A 23327-nucleotide genomic window follows, 5' to 3' on the forward strand; every position below is an offset into this window, starting at 1 on the left:
GCTAGAAAAATAACAAACAAAAAACTAGTCCGGTTAAGTATTTTTAAAAGCCTCTGCTATATTTAATCTGAAGTCCGCCTATATGTGGCGGTGGCTAGTAAGCAATAATTTGGATGTGAGTGTGACTGATAATCCCAAACGTGTAACCCAAACATACAAAGCAAGACAGCTTAAAAAGCTTCTTGGGCTAAAAAAACAAGCAAAAAAAGTGCAAGCTGCTTTGTTGGAAATATCTGAACTGGCCAGTCATTGTTTTGACAAAGAGCACTATTATTTTCAATTACACGAAGTTATTGGCTCAGTGGTCAAAGCACCAAATTTATTTATTCTATTCAAAGGCTCAATCACCAAAAAGTACGATATACATTATTACGCAACGCAAGAGGGGTGTTTAGATAAACCAGATCTGCCAGATAGTGTCATTGATGTTGGTTTAACTGGGTATATGCTGCGCAGCCGCCAATCGTTATTATGCAACAGTGACGATTATGCAAAGTTAATTGAAGAAGGCGAAATTATTGAGCTGGGCGAACCGGCAAACAGTTGGTTGGGAGTGCCCCTTAATTTAACAAATGGTGACACTGGCGCGTTAGTTGTGGTCAGTTATCAACAAACCCTAGTGTTTACTCAAGCTGACAAAGCTATTTTAGAATTGTTGGCAGAGCATATATCCCACTCGATTGAGCATATGCAGCGTCAGTCATTAATGGAACGCGAAATAAATAGTCGAACGCGTGCTCTGCACCAAGTTAACCAACAACTCAAACTTGAAATCGGGCAACAGCAAAGATATCAAACTGCACAGAAACACTTATTGGAATTGTCAGAAAAATTTAATTTTTCCAATGCAAAAGACGCACTATTTCAAAACTTTAGTCTAATTGCGAATCAAGTATTTGAACTGCCGAACTATATTGCAGAATACGATGAACAAAATAAAAAGTGGAGTTATCTTGGGGCGTCGGCAATTGAGGATATTAATGAGCTACAAACATACCAATGTTTAAATGAATATGTTTCATTAGATCCTCAGTCTATGGTTTTAACGCAAAAAGAAATTAACCATTTAATCGCATTTGGCGCAATCGCAGCCAACGAACAACAAAAGCTATCGTTAAATAAACATATTTGGCTGATCACCCCATTACAATCGGAAACAAACAACTGTGTATTGCTGGTTATATTTAAACCAGATAGCGAACAAGCATTTGTAGAGAAAGATACAGAACTTGCCAATTTTTTAGCTATGCACTTTAACTTGATAGCGCATAGATGGCAGTCGCAACAAAGTATGTTGCAAGCGCAAGACCAGCTAGAAAATACAGTAAATCAGCGTACACAAGCGTTAAACGAGGCAAATAACGACCTACAACAGCAAATTGAAGAACGGATAAAAGTTCAAGAAAAGCTCTACTATGATGCTAATCACGACTTACTAACAGGGTTGCCAAATCGCCAACTGTTTAACCGTAAACTAATGCATGCAGTTGCTTGTGCAACTATGGATCCTAACCATCAGTACAAAGTGCTGTTTATTGATTTAGATAGATTTAAGCTGATTAACGACACCTTTGGGCACTTAACCGGAGATCGTTTTTTAGTTGAAGTTAGCAATCGAATATTAACCTGTTTAACTGATGGCGAAGTACTTGCGCGTTTGGGGGGAGACGAATTTGTTATTTTAATACAGCAGTCAGCCTCACTAGAACGCGCGCAACAAATAGCGCAAAATATCATTAACACCTTAAATGCGAGTTTCGATATCGACGGTAACGAAATTTACGCAGGTTGTAGTATTGGTATTACAGGCAGTGAACAAGGTTACAACAAACCAGCTGATGTACTGCGTGATGCTGACACAGCTATGTATCAAGCTAAACATAAAGGCAGAGGCCGCTATGTATTGTTTGACCAAAGTTTGCATACCCAATTAATCAACCAACTCAATCAAGAAAGTGAATTACGTAAAGCGTTAAAAGAAGGCGCATTAGAGTTTGTTTTCCAGCCTGTAGTTAATTTAAATACCAATGAAGTCGCTGCGGTTGAAGCTTTGGTGCGTTGGCAACATCCAACACAAGGCATGCTCAAACCCGCCGATTTTCTCGAAATGGCTTACGATACTGGGCTGATTTTACAAATAGACGAACAAGCGGTTGCACATGCCTGTGAATTTTTAGCCCACAGAGATATTATCGACGATAAAGCGCTGATTTCGGTGAATATCAGTAGTCGCAGTTTGTGTGACGAAAACGCCTTTGACCAAATGTTAGAAGCACTTTCGGGTATTGGTGATGCGGTACAAGGTTTAATACTCGAATTCACCGAACGGGGTTTAACCGATATAGAGCAGTGCGTGCAATGTTTTGAAACACTGCGTAATTTAGGGGTTCGTATTGCGCTGGATGACTTTGGCGCGGGTGTTGCCAGTTTAGCTCTGTTATATAGTGGTGAACTTGATTTCGTCAAAGTAGATGCCAAACTTATTCATTTAGCAGAAGATGATTTAGCGCAAAGACGTTTTGCCGCGTCTATCGTGGCTATAGGTCATGAACAAGGTTTTATCGTAATAGCTGAAGGAATTGAAACTGAGTTGATGAAAGAAACGGCTGAAAATATGGGCTGTTTGTTTGCGCAAGGTCGGCTGTTAGCTGAGGCGGTTAGCTCAGATGAGTTTTACCGCCGTATGTTAACCGATATAGAGTCTGAAGATATTACTTTAACAAATCGCGCAAGTTAGCAATGTGTGCTTGTGCTTTTTGTTGGCGTTCTTCTTGGCTTGCTTTTGGTTTTTGATACTCCCAAACCAAATCGTCTTGCGGCATTTCATATAAAAAACGGCTTGGTTCGGTTTTGATGACTTCACCAAACTGGCGGCGCTCTTTCGCTATGGTAAATATCAGCTCTTTTTGTGCGCGAGTTACGCCAACGTAAGCTAAACGTCGTTCTTCTTCAATGTTATCTTCATCAATACTCGACTGATGCGGCAACAAACCTTCTTCGGCTCCAACTAGAAACACATAAGGAAATTCCAAACCTTTAGAAGCATGTAAAGTCATCAGTTGAACTTGATCTGCTTCTTCTTCTTCCGAGCCGCGTTCCATCATATCGCGAAGGGTTAATTTATTCACTGCTTCTTTTAGTGTTAGTGGCTCTTCGTCTTCACTGCCTTCAAGCATGTCGCTAATCCAACTAAATAGTTGGCTGACGTTTTTCATGCGCATTTCAGCAGCTTTGCCACTTGGAGAAGTTTCATATAAAAATTCTTCGTAGCGAATGCCTTTTATCAGGTCGCGTACTGCAGACAAAGTATCACCACGCTGTGCCCTATCATCTAATTCCACCATCCAGCGGCAGAACTGTTGTAAGTTTTCTAGGCGTTTGCCTGAAAGCACCTGTTCTAATTGGCCTTCGAATGAAGCTGCAAATAAACTAATGTGTAATTGGTTAGCCAACTGACCGACTTTTTCTAAGGTCGCAGGGCCAATTTCACGTTTAGGTACATTGATAATACGCAAAAATGCATTGTCATCGTCAGGGTTAACCAACAAACGTAAATAGGCCATGATGTCTTTAATTTCGCTGCGTGCAAAAAACGATGTACCACCACTAATTTTGTATGGGATACGGTTAGTCATTAAGGCTTTTTCAAATACGCGCGACTGGAAGTTACCTCGATACAAAATGGAATAATCTTTGTATTTGCTTTTGCGCATATACCTGTGAGCAATAAGCTCTGCAACTACACGTTCAGCTTCGTTTTCTTCATCTTTAGCAAATAGAACGCGAATCGGCTCACCATAGGCCATTTCACTGAATAACGATTTATCGTAAACATGCGGGTTATTGGCAATTAGAATATTGGCCGCGTTTAAGATGCGTTGCACCGAACGATAATTCTGCTCAAGTTTAATTAAACGCAATTTTGGAAAATCTGTGCCCAATAACACTAAGTTTTGTGGTTTCGCCCCACGCCAACTATAAATTGACTGATCGTCATCACCAACCACAGTAAATAAACCGCGCGAGCCAACAATTTGTTTAACTAACTCATATTGGCTGGTATTAGTATCTTGATATTCATCTACCAATAAATAGCGGATTTTTCGTTGCCAACGATTACGCGCTTCTTCATTTTGTTTAAGTAACAGGGTAGGTACTAAAATTAAATCATCAAAATCAAAGGCATTATAAGCAGTCATTTGAGTTTGGTAATTTTGGTAACAGCGAGCGTGATATTGTGTTTTTTCATCTTTAGCTATCTGTAAAGCGCGCTGTGGTAAAATTAAGTCATTTTTCCAATTTGAAATCGCCGACTGAATTGCGCGTAATTCGTCTTTATCACCCTCTAATTCTTTTTCTGTCAGCGCTTTTAATAAGGCGATAGTGTCTTGGTCATCAAACAAACTAAAACCGGGTTTAATCCCTAAGGTTTTGTATTCTTTTTTTATTATGGTTAAACCTAAGGTGTGAAAAGTCGACACCATTAACCCTTTACCCGCGCCTTTGGGCAAAGTGGCTGCAACCCTTTCTTTCATTTCTTTAGCTGCTTTATTGGTGAAGGTAACGGCAGCAATTTGATTCGCTTTGTAACCACAATTTGTCACCATATGCGCAATTTTATTGGTAATTACACGAGTTTTACCACTACCTGCGCCAGCAAGCACAAGGCAAGGTCCAGTTACATAACTTACGGCTTCAGCCTGAGCGGGATTTAACTTCATAGTTGCAGCAGCTAAAAAATATTGGGCGAGCATTGTATGCTTTTCCACTGCGTTGGGCAAAACAAACAACAAAATTAGCGTGCCATCAAACAATAGGTTACAATTGTTTTACGATAAACCACTTCATATTCATAAGGTTGCAAGGAATGAAATTAAGGCGGCATATCTCTAATGCGCTGTCATTGATTAGCCTGATATTCATTTATTGTAACTGCACTTATGCGGCGCCTGTTGCTGTATTGTTTCCAGATGTGCGCGAACCCTATTTATCTATTTTTGAACAAATTAGAGCTGGGGTAAAAGAACAAACCAATGCTGACATTCAAGGTTATGCCATTGGTGAAGATCTCGGCATCGACGATATCGACAAACAGCTAACTGAAGATGCAATCACCCAATTAGTTCTATTAGGTTCTCGTGGTTATAAACTAGCTAGTAAACTAGACCGCAAATACTCAATTGTTATTGGTGCATATCCAACAATGCCTGGAGTACATTCGGGCGTGAGTATGATGACAGACCCATCCACAGTGGTGGCTAAACTAAAGCTAGTCGCCCCCTCAGTTCAAAAGTTACACCTTATCGTTAGTGAGCAAAATGCTTGGATTGCCAAACTAACCGAACAAGCATTAAAACAAGCGGGAATAGGCGCAAATATTCAAGTTGTGGACTCGCTAAAACAAGCGGTACAAAGTTATGCCAAATTGGTTGAACAAAAGCTCAGCCAGCAAGACGCAATTTGGTTACCAATAGATACAGTTGCTATGCACGAAAAAGTGGTATTGCCTTTAGTGCTAAAAGCGAGTTGGGATAAACGTTTTATCGTACTTTCAAGCATACCAACACACGCAAAACGCGGAGCGTTATTTTCATTTTACCCTGATCATTTTCAACTCGGTAAACAACTTGCCGAAATGTTACAAACACCAACAGGAAAACCACAAGTATTGCCGATGAAGCACATACTGCTAGCGGTTAATCTAAGGACGGCCAAACACCTTGGTATAAGTTACACAAGCCAAGAAAAAGAGCAGTTTAACATAGTGTTACCGGAACGATGATAAAACAATTAATAGAGAAGTACATATCGCCTGACCAGAGTTTTCGTCGTCAGCTAATGAGCTATGTAATTGGTGGGATCGTAGTACTCAGTATATCGGGTAGTGCGTTAACGGCTTGGGTAAGTAGTATCAAAATAAGAGAGCTTGTAGTGGATGATGCCATGCAAGCAACAAGCGGCTTAGCCGAACAAGGTATGTTAGCGCTATTAACTGGCAGTAACGACAACGCCGAAGATGCTATTAAACAAGTTATGGGCTTTAAATCAGTTGTTGGTGCAGCTGTAATAGATGCCGAGCGAAAAGTGATTGCTAACCAACATATTGATTTTGAAAAACTGGTTATACCGCCGTATGCAGGTGAAGGCATAGGCTACGAAGAAAACGAACAGTATTTTTGGTTTTGGCAAGTAGTGCATATTAATCAAGGGGATATTGGATTAGGTGAGTTCGACCAGCATAGGCAAAGTGTATTAGGTGTTGTATATGTAAAACTGAGCAAAACAACGCTGATTAACACCTCACGCGATATATTTATCGCGACATTTTTAATTAGCGCTATTGTAGCTGTTATGTTGGTGATGATAGTCGACATTATTGTAAACAGACTAACAAGGCCAATAAACGAACTGGCTAATATCATGGAACAAGCAGAGCGCACAGGTGAGCATTTGCAAACCAATGTCGTCGGGGCACGAGAAATCAACCAGATTGCCCATGCATATAACACCATGATGGTTACATTAGACGACCAAGACGAACAACTGAGAAATCACAGAGATCTACTAGAACAAGAAGTTAAAGTAAGAACTGCAGAGTTAGTCCAAGCAAGAGATTCAGCACTGACAGCTTCTCGGCACAAATCGGTATTTTTAGCCAATATCACCCATGAACTTAGAACACCTATTCAAGCGATTATTGGTTATATCGATCTCGTGAAAGAAGAACTGGAAATGGATGGCATGGAAGAATATACGCGGGATTTGACCAAGGTTCACCGTAATGCCGAGCGTTTACTTGTATTAATTAACAGCATTTTAGACTTGTCGAAAGTAGAGGCCGGTCGTATGGAAGTTAAAAAAGAAACTATTTTACTCAAACCCTCACTTGAATTTGCCGTAGATACCATTTCACCTTTGTTAGATAAACACCAAAATTTATTTGTTGGCCCTCAAAATCCAACTGAACTTATGATTGAAACCGACAAAGAAAAACTAGAGCAAATAGTTATCAACCTGCTGAGCAACGCCTGTAAATTTACTAAACAAGGTACCATAAGTTTAGACTTTGAGTGTGGTGAAGAAACCTTTGCAATTAAAGTATCAGACACAGGTAAGGGCATTCCAAAAGCTAAACTAGCCGAGATATTTGATGAGTTTAGACAAGTAGGGCAAAGCAGCAGGCCTGACCAAGGTTCAAGCTCGCGTGAATTTGAAGGCACAGGTTTAGGTTTGGCGATTAGTCAGAAGTTTGCACGCTTGTTAGGCGGCGAAATAACAGTTGATAGTAAAGTCGGTGAAGGCACCTGTTTTACCGTGACTTTACCTCTGTAGTTAAATTTTTTAGATATTTCCAGTCAAATAGTTGATTAATTTGAGTAAATGAAACTACACTGAAACGGCATTAGTATTGAAAAAATAATAATTAATAATGGTTAGCGGAAGAAGTTAAAATGACTAAAGCAGTAGACGCACAACTTATGCCGATTCACGACTATGCCGATTTAATTCTGGAATATTTACGCCAACTAAAAGTGGAATATGTTTTTGGCGTACCAGGCGGCGCAATTGAACCCTTATTTAATGCACTTGCCCGTTCAGAGCGGCGAGGTGGACCAAAGGTCATTATTGCGCGGCACGAATGTGCGGCCGCCTTTATGGCGGATGGGTATTCTAGGGAAACTGGCAGGCTAGGTGTTGTTTGTTCCACCACAGGGCCAGGGGCGACAAACTTGATTACTGGGGTTGCGTCAGCTTCTGTAGATAAAACCCCTATGTTGGTGATTACCGCTCAAACTGCGTTACCAAAATTTGGTAAACGCGCCTTGCAAGACTCAAGTGAAACAGCCATAGATACGGTTGGCATATTCAGAAACTGCACTAAGTACAATACTTTGGTCTCGCATGAATTACAGCTAGAGAGCAAATTGATTTCGGCTTTAATGAATGCGCTGCAGTCACCTAAAGGCCCGGTTCATATTAGTATTCCTTCAGATATTTTACGCGCGCCATATGGCAGCGAGCTGCCAAATGTACATATTAATTACTTAATGAATCAGGCTTCGAATGAAGATACCTATGCGGTAGAGCAGCTAATTGAAGCCGTTATAACTTCCGACAATATAGTATTGTTTGTTGGTCACGGCTGTGGCCGAGCCTACAACCAAATTGAAAGCCTAGCAGAAGCCCTGAATGCACCATTTGTATCTGGGCCAATGGGAAAACGCTGGGTAAATGAAAAACACCCGTTATACCGTGGTGTATACGGTTATGCAGGACACAAATCAGCCAAAGAGCTATTTCAAAATCCAAATATAGAACTTATTTTAGCTTTTGGTACCTCCATTACAGAAACCGGCATTGGCGGATTATCCAAAGATATATTGAATAACAAGCTGATTCATATCGACTCATCGGTTGAAAGTTTTAGCCGCTCACCTATGGCTAGGCTGCATGTGTGTGGCCATTTAAATGGTATTGCAAACCGCTTGCTCAACAAAATTTCGCAACAAAGTTGGCGTCGCACTTGGCAAGGTTTAGAAGTTGAAATAAACAAAAATGCATTAGGTGGGTTTAGTGAAATAACCGAAGAAGAAGTTTGTTTATCGAATGCAACTCCAATTAAGCCACAAAGGTTAATGGCGTTTTTGTCCACCAAAATGCCCAAAAATGCACGTTATTGTATTGATGCAGGTAACGCATGGGCATGGGCGACGCATTATTTAACAACATGCAGTAACTCTGGTACCTACAGAATCGCTATGGGATTCGGCAGTATGGCGTGGTCCGTTGGTGCAATTATAGGTTCAGCAATAGCCCGTCCTGAAGAGCCCCATGTTTGTGTGATAGGTGATGGGGCTATGCAAATGAGTTCGCACGAAATAGGTGTTGCCGTTCAATACAAATTGCCCATTATATTTATTATTTTAAACGACTCTGCTTATGGCATGGTTAAATTTGGCCAGCGTATGAGCCAAGCCGAATCTATTGGCTGGGAGTTAAATATGGTCAATTTTGCTGTACTTGCACGAGCACAAGGTGCAAAAGGCTTAGTGATTGAAACGCCAGAACAATTGGAGAAATTGGATTTAAAATCAATTTTTTCGGGCAATAAACCCATGGTTTTAGATGTGCGAATTGATCCAGAAGAAGTACCACCTATGATGGATAGAGTTAAAAGTTTAAATGCAGGGGTGGAGACAGTATTTTTAACCGCAGCGCCAGATCAAAATAAAAACACTTGATGTTAGTTGTCGATAAAATGGCGTTAGCTGATAGGAGTGTATTTGCATTACAATGTGCAACAGTAGTTGAATTAACAGTGTTGGGGCATGATGCAATTTAGAGTTTTGTCACTAGTGCTAGCGTTTGTATGGCTGCCTACGGCACATGCTGAGTTAGTTGAGGAAGTTATTGTAGCGGAAGATTTTCTCGGCGACTTCTATGGCGGCGAAGAAATGATTGAACTTGCCACTGGAATAAAAACACAAATTCATAAAGCGCCAGCCGTAGCCAGTGTATTCAATGCGGAACAAATCAAGCAAATGGGTGCAACTGATATTGACGACGTATTAGAAGCTATTCCTGGCTTGCATGTTTCTCGTGACAGTAATTCATACTTGCCTGTTTATTCATTCAGAGGTATTCGAAGCCGCTACAATTCACAAGTACTTATGTTAGTTAATGGTGTGCCCATTACCAACAATTTTACCGGCAATAGAAATCAAGTTTGGGGCGGCATGCCAGTAGAAGCTATTTCACGTATAGAGGTGATGCGTGGCCCAGGTTCTGCAATTTATGGTGCTGATGCTTTTGCTGGTGTTATCAATATTATTACTAAAAATACCGATGATATTCAAAGTAACCAAGTTGGTTTGAGGGCGGGTAGTTACAACACCAAAGATGCATGGCTAGCTTTGGCTGGCAGTAACGGCGAGTTAAGATATTCCGCCATATTAGAACACCATAAAACCGACGGTTTAGAGCGTGATGAAAAGTACCCTGCTCAACCATTTAGTTTAATGACTACAAACACTGATTTTAGAGGTGAAGTTAGTTATACAGATTGGATATTCAGGCTCGGCTATCAACTTAGAGATGATAATGGCAACGGTGCAGGCATAGTTGAAGCACCAGATTTAGCTAGCAGGCAGAAAAGTCAGCGTATAAATTTCGATTTGAATTATGCTAAAAATGTAACTGATAATTTAGAGTTAAATGCTCAGCTAGCCTATTTTCAAACATCACAAAGGGTTAAAAATCAATATATTCTATATCCAGCTGGTATAACTTTACCCAACAATTTAGTTACCGGCGATATGAGCGGCGGTGGTGTGCATTTCCCTAACGGATTTATTGGCAATCCTGAAGTTTGGGAAAAACATAAACGGCTAAATATAACCGCTAATTATACAGGCTTCAGTTCACACGCTGTGCGTGTTGGGGCTGGTTATTATAATGGTGACTTATATCGTGTTAGAGAAACGAAGAACTTTGAGATACAACAAGATGGAAGCTTGCTTGCTTATCCAGAAGTAATAGATGTAAGTGACACCGAACTGGTTTTTCTTAAAGAAACCGATAGAGACAACTATTATATTTATCTGCAAGATGTATGGAGTTTTGCGAACGACTGGGAACTAACTGCCGGTATAAGACATGATGACTACTCAGATTTTGGCTCAACCACCAACCCTAGGCTAGCATTAGTTTGGGCGACAAGTTTAAACTTAACCACCAAATTATTGTATGGCAAAGCTTTCCGAGCGCCTTCTTTTGCCGATCGAGGTAATATCAACAACCCTGCGTCGTTAGGTAACCCAAATATTCAACCGGAAACCATTGAAAGCAGTGAGCTGGTATTTGATTATCACCCGCTTGATGGTGTTGGTATGGTAGTGAATTTTTATCAGTACAGCTGGAATGACATCATTCAGTTTTCTCCCACATCTGGAGTGATTGGATTGGTTGCACAGAATTTAGGCAAACAATCGGCTTATGGGAGTGAATTAGAGTTTAATTGGACGCCAACCCGCAACTTTAAATTATCTATGAATTACGCTTGGTCAAAAGCGGAAAATAAAACTAACAATACAGATGTTGCACTAGTGCCGCAGCAACAATGGTTTGCACAAGCGGATTGGCAAATGACAGATGCACTCAGATTAAACTTTAAAAACCATTTAGTGCAAAATCGATTACGGGAAACTGGTGACGACCGTGAGCAAATTGATGATTATTGGTTAAGTGATTTAACCCTTAGATGGATGCCCAAGAACTCCAACTTCGAAACTAGGCTAATAGTAAAAAATGTGTTTGATGCGGATGTTAGAGAACCTTCGTTTATTAGTGGTGCAGGCATCAATATAATCAATGACCTTCCTCAAGCTGGTCGGTCGTTTTTAGGTGAAGTTAGATATCAGTTTTAATGTGAATAAAACAAAAATGATAGGTATTGTCAGATTTAGGCATTCTAGTGGGAAGTATTAATGGTACAGGTCGTCGTTTTTGTGATCTCACGGACTTAGAGTTTACGTTTGTTTTTACCTGTATAAGAGATATCTACGCATTTCATCGGTAAGAAATGTTCAGCAGCAGTTTTGTAGTTATCTATATAACAAGCGGTTACGCCGCTCGCCACGCAACCTGCTTTTATCCGATAACCTTCTTCTGGAGTAAACCCTTGATCAAGTAGAAAGGCCGCAGTATAACCTCCAATATTAATGCCCGAAGAGAATTTAGCTTCCAGTAGCTGTGACAATTCCATTGCAAATTCCATGTATTGACCAACTCCGAAGCCAAGTTGTTTACTCATTTGAATATGTGGAGTTATACGTTCATCTTTTTTATCTACAGGTCTAACAAACCCTATCAGCGCAGGTTTACCATGTTTCAGTGGGGCAGAAGATATTATGTCTTCCAAAGACTCACCGTTAATATGCCTATTAAAAGAATCCAGTAAAGCTTGCATTGCAAGTTTGGTCGTTTGACTTCCGCCATATGCACGAGAGTCTGCAGCAAGTATGCCTGACACAGTTGCAGCGCTTGGTGACGTCCCAGATATGCCTGCGTACGCTCCAACTTGATTACACCAAATTCTTGAATCGGGGTAACTCATACACATAAAATTATTTTCGAGCCAATTCGCAAGGCGTTTAGATACCAGCTTACCAGTTGCATTCAAAACGATGATTTGCATATAAGAAGCTTGATTAAATAGGTCGGAAAACAGAGAGTGTCCGTGAATGATGACGTCTTGTCCACCAATCCACTTTCCTGATTTTGAGTAGATGACCCCGCGATAGTCGTCGATTGAACGAGGTTTATTCGCCATAGATATAATTTTCATCGTTTAACATAGGGCTGCTAGTAATAGGTAGGCTCATTTGTTCAATTCCATGTGCAAGAATAGCTGGTGCACAAACCAATTGAAAAATTCCAGCTGCCTGGCGAGGCGAAAAATCGAGTTCCCAGCATATTGCCGCACATAAACCAGCTGGAAGTATGCCTATTTTTTTTTCATTCAGCGCTAGCACCATATTTTTCAGCCAAGTCATTTTAGTGCTTGAGCATTTTTCTGAAATTATCAAAAAGTGCCGATTGGTAACGTGGTCTATATCTTGATAAGACTGACCAAAACCAATTTGGGGTTCTATATCGTTTTTTACAATCTTATTTACTACAGCAGCGATTTGCGTTTGATTATGTTGTTCTAAAAACTGGTAGGTATTGTAGACACAAATAGCGCCGTTTTGCTCCCCTCCTGATATGATCGAGCCAATGGGGAGAATATGCTCAACATTGCATTTGCTGACACCTGCTTGCATTGAGGCTCTAACAGCTTGATGCCTTGGACCAAGGTTTATTAGAGCTAGATGCAATAGTTCTAATAAATATTTTTGCTTTTCAGATGGACGTTCTCCAATGAACATTAAAAAGAGAGTTTCTATGTAGCTACAATTTAGAAGGATATCATCCTGATCATAACCATGAATATAGCGCTTGTTGGCACTATATTGATTGTCTGTGGCTGCTTCTTCTAGCGTGATACTTGTTTGCATTCCTCTTGCATATTTAAACCCATTGTTTTTGTCTGTCATTTTAATCTATTGCATAGTTTAAACTGAGCCAAAAGCCACGAGTCTCTAGTGGATAGTCACCGGGAATTCTCGGACCCGAAGGTTCAAATGCTTTTTTGTCAAATAAGTTCTTGCAGGAAAAACTCAATTCAACTTTATCATTCAGAGTATACAGAGCTGTTAAATCGCTAATGCTATAGTCGCTTATTTTCTTACGATTATCACCAACTTCGCGACTTCTATCCAAAATCCAGCGATTATGTAAATTAAGGTGCCAATCGTTGCCAATAGCCCAGCCAAGTTGCCAGTTAACTGATTTTTGAGGCGCATCAGCAACTTTTGCTCCCTGCGCGTATTCGGATGACTGTAAGGCCAAGCCTAACTTACTTTTAATCGATGGGGTTATTTCCCATGCAGCATCAACTTCTAAGCCTAAACCATTTTGCTTTTGCGTGTTCTGTAGCTGAACTGTACCATCTGATTGTGGTTCATATTTGAATAAATCAGTAGCGAAGTATTTGAATATATTTACATTTATCTGCCAGTCGAAATTTGGTCGATAATCAAGTGCTACTTCATATGTTTTGATTTTTTCAGGGTTTAAATCTGGATTACCTAACAATACAGGATTGTTGCTGGCGTATAACTCTCCAAATGAAGGTGCTCTAAACGCGCTACCATATAAAAACTTAGTGGTGAGGTTGTAGCTTGTTTGCCAAACCAAAGCTAACCTAGGATTTATAGTTGAGCCAAAATCAGAATAGTTGTCGTAGCGAATACCTGCGGTTAATTCCCAATCATTGGCAAAGGCCCATTCATCTTGGATCGACAAATAACTTAACTTCCTATCATTGTCACCAATAAATATACCAGGGGTGCCTTTAACACTAACGAGCGTATCGTCTTGTTCAACTTCATCTCCGGTCAGTACACCCGCACCAAAGTTTTTTAGTTCGTCAGAGTTTTCTTCACTATATTTAAAGCCTAGCTCTAATCTGAGGTTGTGTTCGTTATTGGGGGTATAATAACCTGTGAGTGAACTACCATAGTTAGTATCTTCTAAAATGGTTACACCAATATACCCTTTGGTAAATAAGGTGCCGTTGCCATCTTTATATCCGGGTGGGAATATTTGAAAATAGGTTTCTGAGTCATATTTTTGTGCGAAACCTTTAACATCAATTCTAAATTTATCACTTAATTCTTTTTTATAGCCCAGTTGCACAAAATATTGTGTGCTTTTGGTGTAGTCTTTATCTGTGAGCGCTTGTGCTGCACCAGCACCTGTGCCACCTTCAATATCCAAATACCAAAGGTTGGTATAAAAGTTTTTATAACGCCCGTCAAAATGCAAGTCCATATATTCGTGTTTAGTGTCTAATGGACCTGGTGCGAGTGATAAATCGGTTAACCCCATAATACTGAGCAAATCTTGGTCAACTATTCTGTTGTGGTCGCCGTCTGTAGTTTGCCATTGAGAGTTAACAGTATAGGAATAATCTTCGTCTTTCTGGCCATAATTTATCCAAGCTGATTTGGTTTTAAAAGAACCAACTTTCGCACCTAAATTATTTTCAAAGCCATTGTCACTGGTTTTTGTGATGATGTTAATTACACCCGAGTATGCATCTGCGCCATAAACTGCAGAGCCTGGGCCTTTAATAATTTCAATTCGCTCAATTAAATTTACCCCCACATCAAACACGTTCCATTTAGCCCCAGTAAATTCGTATGTGGTGCGCACACCATTGACCAATACTAAAACTTGTGGATTTTGGTCAGTATGCAAACCTCGAATTGAGTAGGAAGGATTCATCCGGTTTAATTTGGAAGGGTAGGCATGAATGCCTGTAACGGTTTCTATAATTTCGTGAACATTGTTTGCCGCCATTTTTTTTATGTCATCAGATGTGATAACAGTGGCGACTGAAGGCGCTTTATGAATTGCTTTTTTTGTGCCGGTTGCAATGCTAACGAATTCTTCATCCCCGTATAAATCTTCCATACTCATACCCATTTCAGCAAATGGATCTTGTGCAAATACCGCGAAAGGGAGAAGTCCAACCAGCAAGCTGTAACACTTATAAGTTTTATTCATATATAAACCGGAATTTTAGAATTATTGTCTAATTCAGACTAGCGCTTTTTGTTGAAAAAACAAGGGTAAACTTAATCATAATTAAATTTATCTCGTTGAGTTGTCTGTATTTTGAACGATTAATACTGGAAGCTCATTTGGTCTCAAAAGAGGAAGTGGCAATCAGTCAATTATACGCACTGGCTTTATAGCTGGTATACGGCTGACCTCGTTTTGTAGTTTTTATTGCTATTTCTAATTGGTTTTCAATTAAGTTGACCGTTTGTTCGGTTGCACCTTGAAATTTCTGCTGGCAGTTGTGGGCATTGTTGGCTAATTGTTCACGCTGCGCTGGGTTGGTTAGTAGTTCATGTATTTTGTTGGCTAGTTCTGCTGGGTTATTCACCTGAGCGCATGCTTGTTGTTGCGCTAGTACTTGGTAACTTTTTTCAAAATTAAATACGTGTGGGCCATAAACAATTGGTTTTTGTTGGCAAGCTGCTTCAAATGGGTTGTGTCCGCCTGTTGCCACTAAGCTGCCACCTACAAATACTATGTCTGCTACCGAAACATAAATTGCCATTTCGCCTAGCGTATCGCCAACTAGCACTTGGGTTTGTTGCGCTAAACGCCCCATACATTCAGATTTTAATTCACAGTTAAATTGTTCAGAGGCAAGTTCATATACGCTTTCAAAGCGGTCAGGGTGGCGCGGTAATAATACCAGCAGCAAATCGGCATGCTCAGCCAACAAAGTTTTATGAGCTGCGAGTATTTGTTCTTCTTCTTTTTCATGTGTACTCGCGGCCAACCAAACTGGGCGTGTATGTCGCCAGTTTTGGCTAAACTGATTAATTTGTAGCTGCATTTTTTCTGATAGTCGGGTATCAAATTTAATATTGCCGGTTATTTTTATTCGTTCGGGTCTACAACCCAGTTGGGCAAACCTTTGTGCGTCATCTGCAAATTGTGTGGCTACTAAATCAAGCCGCTGCATCATTTGTTCGGTCAGTTTGGCTAATTTTTTATAACCTTTGGCTGATTTATTCGACAAGCGTGCATTCATTACCATAACGCGGCAATTTATGCGCTTAGCATGAAATATTAAGTTTGGCCAAAGTTCGGTTTCCATTAATACCAACACATTAGGTTGAATTTGGTTAATAAACTTGCGTTGAATTATTGGTAAGTCGAATGGCAAATAGCAGTGGACAACTCTGTCTGCAAACGTCTGTTTTATTTGCGCAGAGCCGGTTGGTGTGGTGCTGGTTATGGTAACTGGTAATTTGGGATATTTGGCTAATATAGCTTCAATAACAGGTGTTGCTGAAATCGCTTCGCCTAATGAGGCTACGTGAAATAATATGCCGCCCGGTGCAACATCTATATTTTTTTTACCTAAACGCTCGTCCCACCTAATGCCATATTCAGGCAGTTTGCGTGACTTTCTTTTTAAACGAATGAGCATTAATGGCAATAAAACACGCATTAGTTGATTGTAGATAAAATGCAACATATTCAACAATCTTAAGGCTCTGGCGAGCACTGACAATTTGTAATTAGTGCAAGTTAACTCTGGATGGTGTCATTCCAGTGAAACAATGATTACGTATTTTTGACGCGTGTTTCACTGAGTGGATTGTAGGCATGTTTATCAGTAATCTTGAGTGGCGAATGTTTTGTACATCAATGCGTTTTTATAAAAAACATGGGTATTGGCCGAATATTCGGCAGCCAAAAACTTTTAATGAAAAAATTCAGTATCGAAAATTTTTTCAAAAGCATGTTTTATTTCAAACCTGCTCAGATAAATATGCCGTTAGAGAGTATGTAACAAAGCTTGTTGGTGATGAATTTTTAGTGCCGTTAATTGCAGTAGTTGATACACCAGATGATCTTGAATTTGCTCACTACGGCGACAATTTTGTGATTAAAGCTAATCATGATTCTGGCAGTGTATTTTTGTGTCGTGATGGTCAGTTTGATCAAAATTACATCACAAAACGTTTAGCGAAAAAACTTGCTGAAAATAGTGGTGAAAAACGTAACGAACCTTGGTACAGCCAAATTCAGCCCAAAATTTTGGTTGAGCAGTTATTAGTCTCGCAAGATGGCAAACTGCCTGAAGATTATAAATTTCATGTGTTTAATTCTTTAGGTGGACAAAAGTTCTTTTTACAAGTCGATTATGATAGGCAAACTAAGCATAGTAGATGTATTTACGATGAATTTGGCCAAGTAACCGACATTAGCCTGAATAAACCGAGCAACCAACAGCCGTTGCCGCAGATAAAAAACTATACAAAAATGGTGGAGCTTGCATTAAAGCTGGCTGAGCCGTTTGATTATGTACGAGTAGATTTATATAACTTAGACGGCCATATCTATTTTGGTGAGTTAACTTTTGCCCATGGTTCAGGTTTTCGCAAATTTACCCCACAAAAATATGATAGAGAGTGGGGCGATTTATGGGAGCTTTCAGCGAGTTTTTAACTCGCTTGTATGCAGCTTAAATAAAAATCGACGATAGCCTGATTGGCATTTTCGATATAATGTGCGGTTAAATCTGGTTTGTGTCTTGTTGGTTTGTGGCTTATGCAATAACTGAGTTGCGCAGTTAACGCTGGTACATTATCAACCGGAAATAACAAACCACCATAATCTTCTATCAGTTCTTTGCAACCACCTTGGTCTGATGCAATAACAGGTGTGCCTGCATCCATAGCTTCTAATATGACTCTAGGTAAAGGCTCAAAGCGGCTAGGGCAAACCAGTAGGTCTAAACATTGGTAATAGTCTTTTATGTTGTTTTTAAAACCCAAAAACTCAATTTGAGCTTCATTTTCAGCGAGCTTTTTTAGTTCTTGCTCTAAGCTGCCACTACCAAAAAAGACCAATTTACATTGTTGTTTTTGCTCGGTAGTGAGTTGTTTAAACGCGGCTATTAATGTGTCCCAAGCTTTGCTTGCATGGAAACGACCAACGGCACCAATTAGGTAAGTTTGTGGTTGGGGGGCAAGTTGCTCGCGCAGCTTAGTTATTTCATCGGCGCTAAGTGTTTTATGCGGAGTTAACGAATTATGCGCTTTGTGAATTTTGCCTGCATAACTGTTTTTCAATTCTGCGATTTGCCAACGTGCGTTACAAATTAACCCATCCATTTTATTAAAATACGGACCATTGGCGCGTATATGTAAGGTAGAGACAGTCGCGGCTTTCGGAGATATTTTGCCGACAATGCGGGTGGCGCGTCTAAGATGACAATGAATAACGTCTGCTTGGTAGTGGTTTATCAGTTTGTTTAAATGCCAGCGGGTAAACCAAAAGTGGTCTATTTCTACCACTTTAATTCGGTTATCTAGTTTGTCTATTATGCTAACGCCATGTTTTCTGTGGCCTTTGCGTATGACCAATATAACCTTATGTTGTTGGCATTGTTGATTGCACGACTCGGCGGTTGAGCGCTCTGAACCGGCAAATCCGCGCGAAAATAGCACATGCATTATGGTTAGATGTTGCTGACCCATCATAGCTCTTTCCCATTTAAACGTTAGGTCATTTTTGCACGCTTTAATGAACAAAAAATTAAATCATAAAAGTGTCATTTTGCTTGCGTACAGTTAAATAAATAGTGTTTAGGTTTAGTTTGTTATGTCGGTTACTAGTCATACACCATATATGCAGGCTGCAAGTGTTAAGCAGCAGGTGCAGGCCTGTCAGCTTATTTTAGGTAACTCAAATAAACGCTTTTCTGGCGTAACCTCAACCATGTTGGAAACAGCCAGTGTGCAAAACGGCCAAATAGCTTTATGTGTATTGGGCAAAAGTCATGTGCCTAGTTCTTTATTGACTATCAGTTTTTGGCAAGCTGTGAAATGGTTTAGGCAAGCCCCCGAAAACTCTGCTGTGCGTGTTTTTCATGCTAGGCGTAATGATGAAATGATCCAAGCTTTGCTTCTCAAATACTTGTTTGGCATCAAACTAAAAATACTCTTCACCTCAACCGCCCAGCGGCAGCATTCTGAATTTACCCGTTGGTTAATGGCTAAAATGGACTGTGTTATATCTACTAACTCAGCAGCCGCCAGTTATTTGCCATTTGAAGTTGCTGAAATTATTCCACATGGGGTTGATTGTAAAAAATTTACGCCAGTTATTGATAGGGCAGAATTACGCGAGCAACTCGGTCGCCCAAGGTTGCATATGGCGGGTATTTTTGGCCGAGTGCGTCGGCAAAAAGGTGTGCATTTGTTTGTTGAATCCTGCATTCAAACCTGCGAAAAAGTGCCTGATTTTCAAGCCATTATTTGTGGGGCAATTGATGACCAAGAATATGTTAGTCAGTTGCAGCAAAAAATCTCGTCGGCAAAATTGTCGCATCGCATTAAGTTTCTAGGTGAGCAAGTATTTACTGATGTGGTTAAGTGGATGCAAGCTTGCGACATTATTTGTGCTTTAAGTGAAAACGAAGGGTTTGGTTTAACTGTATTGGAAGCTATGAGTTGTGGCGCGGCCGTTATTGCAACTAAAGCGGGCGCTTGGCCGGATATTATTCATTCAGGCGAAAATGGTTTATTGGTAGAAGTAAACGACCAAACTGCGATATCCAATGCATTACACATGCTCGCCGCCCGGCCAGAACAACGTATGGCATTAGGTTGCCGAGCACATCAAACCATTATTAATCAATATGGTGTTGAAACCGAAGCGCTCAAACTCTGTGAGCTTTATCAAAATTTACTCTAACAAATAACAAAAGGACTTTTATGAAAATTCAACAGCTTGTTAAACAACCACTGCGTTTTGCTCAATCTAAGTATTATCAGCATCAACTACCCAATGCTGAGTTAGGTGGTAAAGCTTGGTTAATTGGCAGTGAATTAAAGTATGGTGGTATTCAAACTGGTGTACCGCGTATCAAAGTGTCTCCACACGATAAAAGAAGCAAAGTTCAACTGCAAAAAGGTGGCATGATAGGTGGTGATCGTATGCTGCATCATGGCTACGCTTCTATGTACGCCAAGTATCTGAAAAATTATCTTGGTCGCGACAATTTGCTGTTAGTAGAAATTGGTATCTTAAAAGGTAATGGTTTGGCCATGTGGTGCGATTTGTTTAAATCTGCACGTATTATGGGATTTGATATTGATTTAAGCCATACGCTAAACAATATGGACAACTTGAAAGCTTTAGGCGCTTTCAAAAGTCAGCAGCCAGAGTTAAATGAGTTTGACCAGTATGCAGACAATCAAACTTATTTGGGCAGTTTGTTAGACGGGCAAAAAATTAATATTTGTATTGATGACGGTTGCCACACAGATGAAGCAATATTGCAAACTTTGCATAGTGTATTGCCCCATTTAGCCGACGATGCTGTGTACATTATAGAAGACAACCGCTATGCGCATATCAAGATTGCCGAGCAGTTCCCTATGTTTGAAATAGCGCACAAAGGGCAATTAACTGTACTAACTTTTAAAAAAGCTAACTAACACATAGAATCAATTAGCTTGCCAATCAATATTCTATGTTAGACTATTTTCAATTTCGGCAAGCTAACTTTTCTTTATGATTGAAACTAAAACTTATCCGCATTCTAAATATAATAAATTTTTCACTCAGCTATTTCGTTTAGTCATCAAACATATAGTGCCGGTATCATTTTTTCGAAAATCATTACCTAAGATTGCAGAGCGCCAAGCGAAAACCGGCAAACTTTCGTTAGAAATGGTTAGCCATTGTTGGCAATATTCGAATATGCTGATTTATCAACTAAGTTCGTTTGTGAATCATCCGCCAAAAGAACTCGATTTAACTGTTACTGTGTTTTATTCAGAAGAAGACACAGCAACTAAAAAAACTTTAGATTTATTCTCGACCATTAGTGTGCCTAATGTCAGTTGGAATTGGGTTGCCTGTGATAAACATCAATTATTCCGCCGTGGTATTGGCCGTAATCAAGCTGCGTTATCAACCAAAGCGGATTGGGTGTGGTTTACGGATTGTGACATTATTTTTCATGAAAATTGTTTAGACTCGCTAGCTCAACAACTGCAAGGCAAAACTGATACTTTATATTTTCCGAAAGCGATTCAAGTTACCGATATGCTTGAAGAAAACGATCCTATGTTGCAAGCGGATGCTGAGCCTAAAGTAGTTGAAATTGATACTAGCTCATTTAAATCGCACGCACGTAGTAAAGCTATTGGCCCTTACCAAATTGTCCATGGTGATGTTGCGCGTAAAATTGGTTACTGCGATAACATTCGAATTTTTCAAACTGAGTCTGATCGTTGGCGCAAAACTTATGAAGATACCGCTTTTCGTTGGTTGGTCGGCTCTGATGGTATTGCGATTGATATCGACGGTGTTTTTCAAATTCGCCATATCAAAAAAGGTCGCTACGCTGAAAACAGCGCTATGTCTGATATTCGGATCGCCACCCGTAAAGTACAAAAGAAAGTGGTTAAATAGTTAACCAGAGTTCAGGTTAGTTTTTAGGATATAAAACAATAACCAATGCGGATTATTTACTCATTAATTTGGTGGTTGTTACTGCCAATTATCTTGGTGTATTTTGGCTGGCGCGCTATTGGCGACAGCCGCTACCGCAGTGGATTAATGCAGCGTTTTGCTTTTTACCCTGCCGGATTAAAAGATAAAGTACAGGGCTGTATTCATATTCATTGTGCGTCAATGGGTGAAGTAAACGCAGCCGCACCTTTGATCAAAGCATTAAAACAAGCCCATCCTCACCGCATTTTTGTTGTTACTACTTCAACGCCGACAGGGGCTGAGCAAGTTAATCGGTTATTTGCTGACGATGTTATTCATGTACTCGCACCGCTCGACGGCTTTTTTTCAAGCTGGCGTTTCGCCCGTTATTTTAAACCACAAACTTCTATTTTTACCGAAGTAGAGTTATGGCCGAATTGGATACTGGCACTGAAAAATCAGCATACTAAGTTGTTTTTGGTGAATGCCCGATTGTCTAAAGGTTCATGTGCTCGTTATTGGCAGTTTAGGAGTTTGTTTTTGCCGGTATTTCGTTGTTTCGACAAAATTTGTGCGCAAAACAAAACTATTGAAAAGCGTTATCAAAGATTTACCCCGAAAGTTGTCACCAGTGGCAATTTAAAATTTGATGTTAAGTTACCGGATTATTTACCGGAAAAAACCGCCGAATTTTATCAGCAGCATAATTTAAAACGTAAAGTATGGATTGCTGCGAGTGTGCATCCTGATGAATACCAGCAAGTAATAAGCGCACATCAACAAATATTGCAGCAGCATCCAAATGCGTTATTGATATTGGTTCCACGCCATCCAGAGCGTTTTGCCGAGGTGGCTCAATATCTTAAACAACAAACTAATTTGGAGTTTGTTAGCCGTAGTAGTTTACAGCCTGTGACTGAATCAACCCATGTTTGGTTGGTGGATTCTATGGGCGAGTTAATTGCTTTTTACGCTTTGGCGCATATTGCTTATGTTGGTGGGAGTTTAGTTGATGTTGGTGGACACAACCCGCTTGAACCTGCGGCATTGGCAAAACCTATTTTAATGGGCCCCAATCAAACTAATTGTGCAGATATTTGTGCCCAACTTATCGAAAATGGCGCTTTGCGGGTGGTGAACAACGCTGATGAAATTGCCCAACAGCTTTTGGCTTGGTTAGCATCTGATACTGAATTGCATCAAGCTGCGTTAGCGGCAACCGATGTGGTTATGTGTAATCAAGGCGCGGTGCAAAAAACCATGCATGTGATAGAGGGTAAGTTTTCGATTTAAAAAGGATATTCCTCGCATAAGGCATATGGGGTATTTCTCACATCTGACTACAAACAACATTAATAGGTGTTTCGTCCTTGAAGCTCCAGCCCTGTCGCCGTCCATGGCTCCACCTCATTCAGCTGCGAAGCGTTGCTTCGGTCTTCATTCGCCCCTATCTTGTGAAGTTTTGCTCGCAACACGCCCATACACCTCATGCACACCTGAGTTGCTGCTAGTTCATTGTTGAAGGTGCCTAGTAAACATAGCGATAAAAATGTTAGATACAAGTCTGTTTGAATGCTGGTTTTCAAAAACTTCTTTATCAGGGATGATAAAGCAGAGCGCCCACGGATGGGTTTACAGCGTTTTTTGAAAATCATGCTTCAAATGGACTTAGACAGTGG

General features: G+C 40.2%; 16 protein-coding genes. 10 read left to right on the forward strand and 6 right to left on the reverse strand.

What is annotated here, in order from left to right; genetic code table 11:
* Positions 1–121 precede the first annotated feature (121 nt).
* Positions 122–2737 (forward strand): bifunctional diguanylate cyclase/phosphodiesterase, encoded by a 2616-nt coding sequence (locus tag ACMZOO_RS11605; RefSeq protein ID WP_440903501.1) that lies wholly within the window; start codon positions 122–124, stop codon positions 2735–2737.
* On the opposite strand, the gene rep is transcribed toward ACMZOO_RS11605, so the two are convergent.
* A complete protein-coding gene (rep, locus tag ACMZOO_RS11610) occupies positions 2712–4721 on the reverse strand; it encodes a DNA helicase Rep (protein ID WP_440903502.1) in 2010 nt (669 codons plus the stop codon). The two genes, ACMZOO_RS11605 and rep, sit on opposite strands and share 26 nt — an antisense overlap.
* A gap of 146 nt (positions 4722–4867) precedes the next feature.
* Between rep and ACMZOO_RS11615 the strand changes: the two genes are divergently transcribed.
* From ACMZOO_RS11615 to ACMZOO_RS11630, 4 genes are all read left to right on the forward strand, one after another.
* A complete protein-coding gene (locus ACMZOO_RS11615) occupies positions 4868–5782 on the forward strand; it encodes an ABC transporter substrate binding protein (RefSeq protein WP_440903503.1) in 915 nt (304 codons plus the stop codon).
* Complete coding sequence (locus ACMZOO_RS11620) at positions 5779–7332, forward strand: sensor histidine kinase (protein ID WP_440903504.1); 1554 nt, start codon at positions 5779–5781, stop codon at positions 7330–7332. The genes ACMZOO_RS11615 and ACMZOO_RS11620 overlap by 4 nt, the downstream gene beginning before the upstream one ends.
* 119 nt (positions 7333–7451) lie before the next feature.
* Positions 7452–9242 carry a thiamine pyrophosphate-binding protein gene (locus ACMZOO_RS11625; protein WP_440903505.1) on the forward strand — a complete coding sequence of 597 codons (1791 nt, stop codon included), beginning with the start codon at positions 7452–7454 and terminating at the stop codon, positions 9240–9242.
* A gap of 87 nt (positions 9243–9329) precedes the next feature.
* On the forward strand, positions 9330–11426 hold the full coding sequence (locus ACMZOO_RS11630; protein WP_440903506.1) for a TonB-dependent receptor plug domain-containing protein: 2097 nt from the start codon (positions 9330–9332) through the stop codon (positions 11424–11426).
* Positions 11427–11521: 95 nt separating this feature from the next.
* On the opposite strand, the gene ACMZOO_RS11635 is transcribed toward ACMZOO_RS11630, so the two are convergent.
* The 4 genes from ACMZOO_RS11635 to waaA (ACMZOO_RS11650) form a co-directional block, all read right to left on the reverse strand.
* A complete protein-coding gene (locus ACMZOO_RS11635; RefSeq protein WP_440903507.1) occupies positions 11522–12346 on the reverse strand; it encodes a hypothetical protein in 825 nt (274 codons plus the stop codon).
* Positions 12321–13097: a hypothetical protein gene (locus ACMZOO_RS11640; protein WP_440903508.1), complete on the reverse strand. Its 777-nt coding sequence runs from the start codon at positions 13095–13097 to the stop codon at positions 12321–12323. Before ACMZOO_RS11640 ends, ACMZOO_RS11635 begins: the two co-directional genes overlap by 26 nt.
* A gap of 1 nt (position 13098) precedes the next feature.
* Positions 13099–15174 (reverse strand): TonB-dependent receptor plug domain-containing protein, encoded by a 2076-nt coding sequence (locus ACMZOO_RS11645; RefSeq protein WP_440903509.1) that lies wholly within the window; start codon positions 15172–15174, stop codon positions 13099–13101.
* Positions 15175–15340: 166 nt separating this feature from the next.
* Positions 15341–16669: a lipid IV(A) 3-deoxy-D-manno-octulosonic acid transferase gene (waaA, locus tag ACMZOO_RS11650; RefSeq protein ID WP_440903510.1), complete on the reverse strand. Its 1329-nt coding sequence runs from the start codon at positions 16667–16669 to the stop codon at positions 15341–15343.
* Positions 16670–16800: 131 nt separating this feature from the next.
* Between waaA (ACMZOO_RS11650) and ACMZOO_RS11655 the strand changes: the two genes are divergently transcribed.
* The gene (locus ACMZOO_RS11655; RefSeq protein WP_440903511.1) at positions 16801–17646 is read left to right on the forward strand and encodes an ATP-grasp fold amidoligase family protein; all 846 of its coding nucleotides are present in this window, start codon (positions 16801–16803) and stop codon (positions 17644–17646) included.
* On the opposite strand, the gene ACMZOO_RS11660 is transcribed toward ACMZOO_RS11655, so the two are convergent.
* The gene (locus ACMZOO_RS11660) at positions 17643–18683 is read right to left on the reverse strand and encodes a glycosyltransferase (RefSeq protein WP_440903512.1); all 1041 of its coding nucleotides are present in this window, start codon (positions 18681–18683) and stop codon (positions 17643–17645) included. The two genes, ACMZOO_RS11655 and ACMZOO_RS11660, sit on opposite strands and share 4 nt — an antisense overlap.
* Positions 18684–18804: 121 nt before the next feature.
* On the opposite strand from ACMZOO_RS11660, the gene ACMZOO_RS11665 reads away from it, so the two are divergent.
* From ACMZOO_RS11665 to waaA (ACMZOO_RS11680), 4 genes are all read left to right on the forward strand, one after another.
* Positions 18805–19899 carry a glycosyltransferase family 4 protein gene (locus tag ACMZOO_RS11665; RefSeq protein ID WP_440903513.1) on the forward strand — a complete coding sequence of 365 codons (1095 nt, stop codon included), beginning with the start codon at positions 18805–18807 and terminating at the stop codon, positions 19897–19899.
* Between the two features lie 20 nt (positions 19900–19919).
* Positions 19920–20645: a class I SAM-dependent methyltransferase gene (locus ACMZOO_RS11670; protein WP_440903514.1), complete on the forward strand. Its 726-nt coding sequence runs from the start codon at positions 19920–19922 to the stop codon at positions 20643–20645.
* A 76-nt stretch (positions 20646–20721) separates the two neighbouring features.
* Positions 20722–21627: a glycosyltransferase family 2 protein gene (locus ACMZOO_RS11675; RefSeq protein ID WP_440903515.1), complete on the forward strand. Its 906-nt coding sequence runs from the start codon at positions 20722–20724 to the stop codon at positions 21625–21627.
* Positions 21628–21672: 45 nt separating this feature from the next.
* Positions 21673–22941, forward strand: a complete 1269-nt coding sequence (gene waaA / locus ACMZOO_RS11680; RefSeq protein WP_440903516.1) for a lipid IV(A) 3-deoxy-D-manno-octulosonic acid transferase — start codon at positions 21673–21675, stop codon at positions 22939–22941.
* Positions 22942–23327 lie beyond the last annotated feature (386 nt).

Source organism: Catenovulum sp. SX2 (assembly GCF_052056295.1).
Lineage (GTDB): Bacteria > Pseudomonadota > Gammaproteobacteria > Enterobacterales > Alteromonadaceae > Catenovulum.

What these genes read in the sequence shown, in the direction of transcription:
- ACMZOO_RS11660 (WP_440903512.1), bottom strand. Translation starts at nt 18,683, where the DNA reads ATGATGGGTCAGCAACATCTAACCATAATGCATGTGCTATTTTCGCGC.
- waaA (WP_440903510.1), bottom strand. Translation starts at nt 16,669, where the DNA reads ATGTTGCATTTTATCTACAATCAACTAATGCGTGTTTTATTGCCATTA.
- ACMZOO_RS11620 (WP_440903504.1), top strand. Translation starts at nt 5,779, where the DNA reads ATGATAAAACAATTAATAGAGAAGTACATATCGCCTGACCAGAGTTTT.
- ACMZOO_RS11615 (WP_440903503.1), top strand. Translation starts at nt 4,868, where the DNA reads ATGAAATTAAGGCGGCATATCTCTAATGCGCTGTCATTGATTAGCCTG.
- ACMZOO_RS11670 (WP_440903514.1), top strand. Translation starts at nt 19,920, where the DNA reads ATGAAAATTCAACAGCTTGTTAAACAACCACTGCGTTTTGCTCAATCT.
- rep (WP_440903502.1), bottom strand. Translation starts at nt 4,721, where the DNA reads ATGAAGTTAAATCCCGCTCAGGCTGAAGCCGTAAGTTATGTAACTGGA.
- waaA (WP_440903516.1), top strand. Translation starts at nt 21,673, where the DNA reads ATGCGGATTATTTACTCATTAATTTGGTGGTTGTTACTGCCAATTATC.
- ACMZOO_RS11655 (WP_440903511.1), top strand. Translation starts at nt 16,801, where the DNA reads ATGTTTATCAGTAATCTTGAGTGGCGAATGTTTTGTACATCAATGCGT.
- ACMZOO_RS11675 (WP_440903515.1), top strand. Translation starts at nt 20,722, where the DNA reads ATGATTGAAACTAAAACTTATCCGCATTCTAAATATAATAAATTTTTC.
- ACMZOO_RS11665 (WP_440903513.1), top strand. Translation starts at nt 18,805, where the DNA reads ATGTCGGTTACTAGTCATACACCATATATGCAGGCTGCAAGTGTTAAG.
- ACMZOO_RS11640 (WP_440903508.1), bottom strand. Translation starts at nt 13,097, where the DNA reads ATGACAGACAAAAACAATGGGTTTAAATATGCAAGAGGAATGCAAACA.
- ACMZOO_RS11645 (WP_440903509.1), bottom strand. Translation starts at nt 15,174, where the DNA reads ATGAATAAAACTTATAAGTGTTACAGCTTGCTGGTTGGACTTCTCCCT.
- ACMZOO_RS11630 (WP_440903506.1), top strand. Translation starts at nt 9,330, where the DNA reads ATGATGCAATTTAGAGTTTTGTCACTAGTGCTAGCGTTTGTATGGCTG.
- ACMZOO_RS11625 (WP_440903505.1), top strand. Translation starts at nt 7,452, where the DNA reads ATGACTAAAGCAGTAGACGCACAACTTATGCCGATTCACGACTATGCC.
- ACMZOO_RS11635 (WP_440903507.1), bottom strand. Translation starts at nt 12,346, where the DNA reads ATGAAAATTATATCTATGGCGAATAAACCTCGTTCAATCGACGACTAT.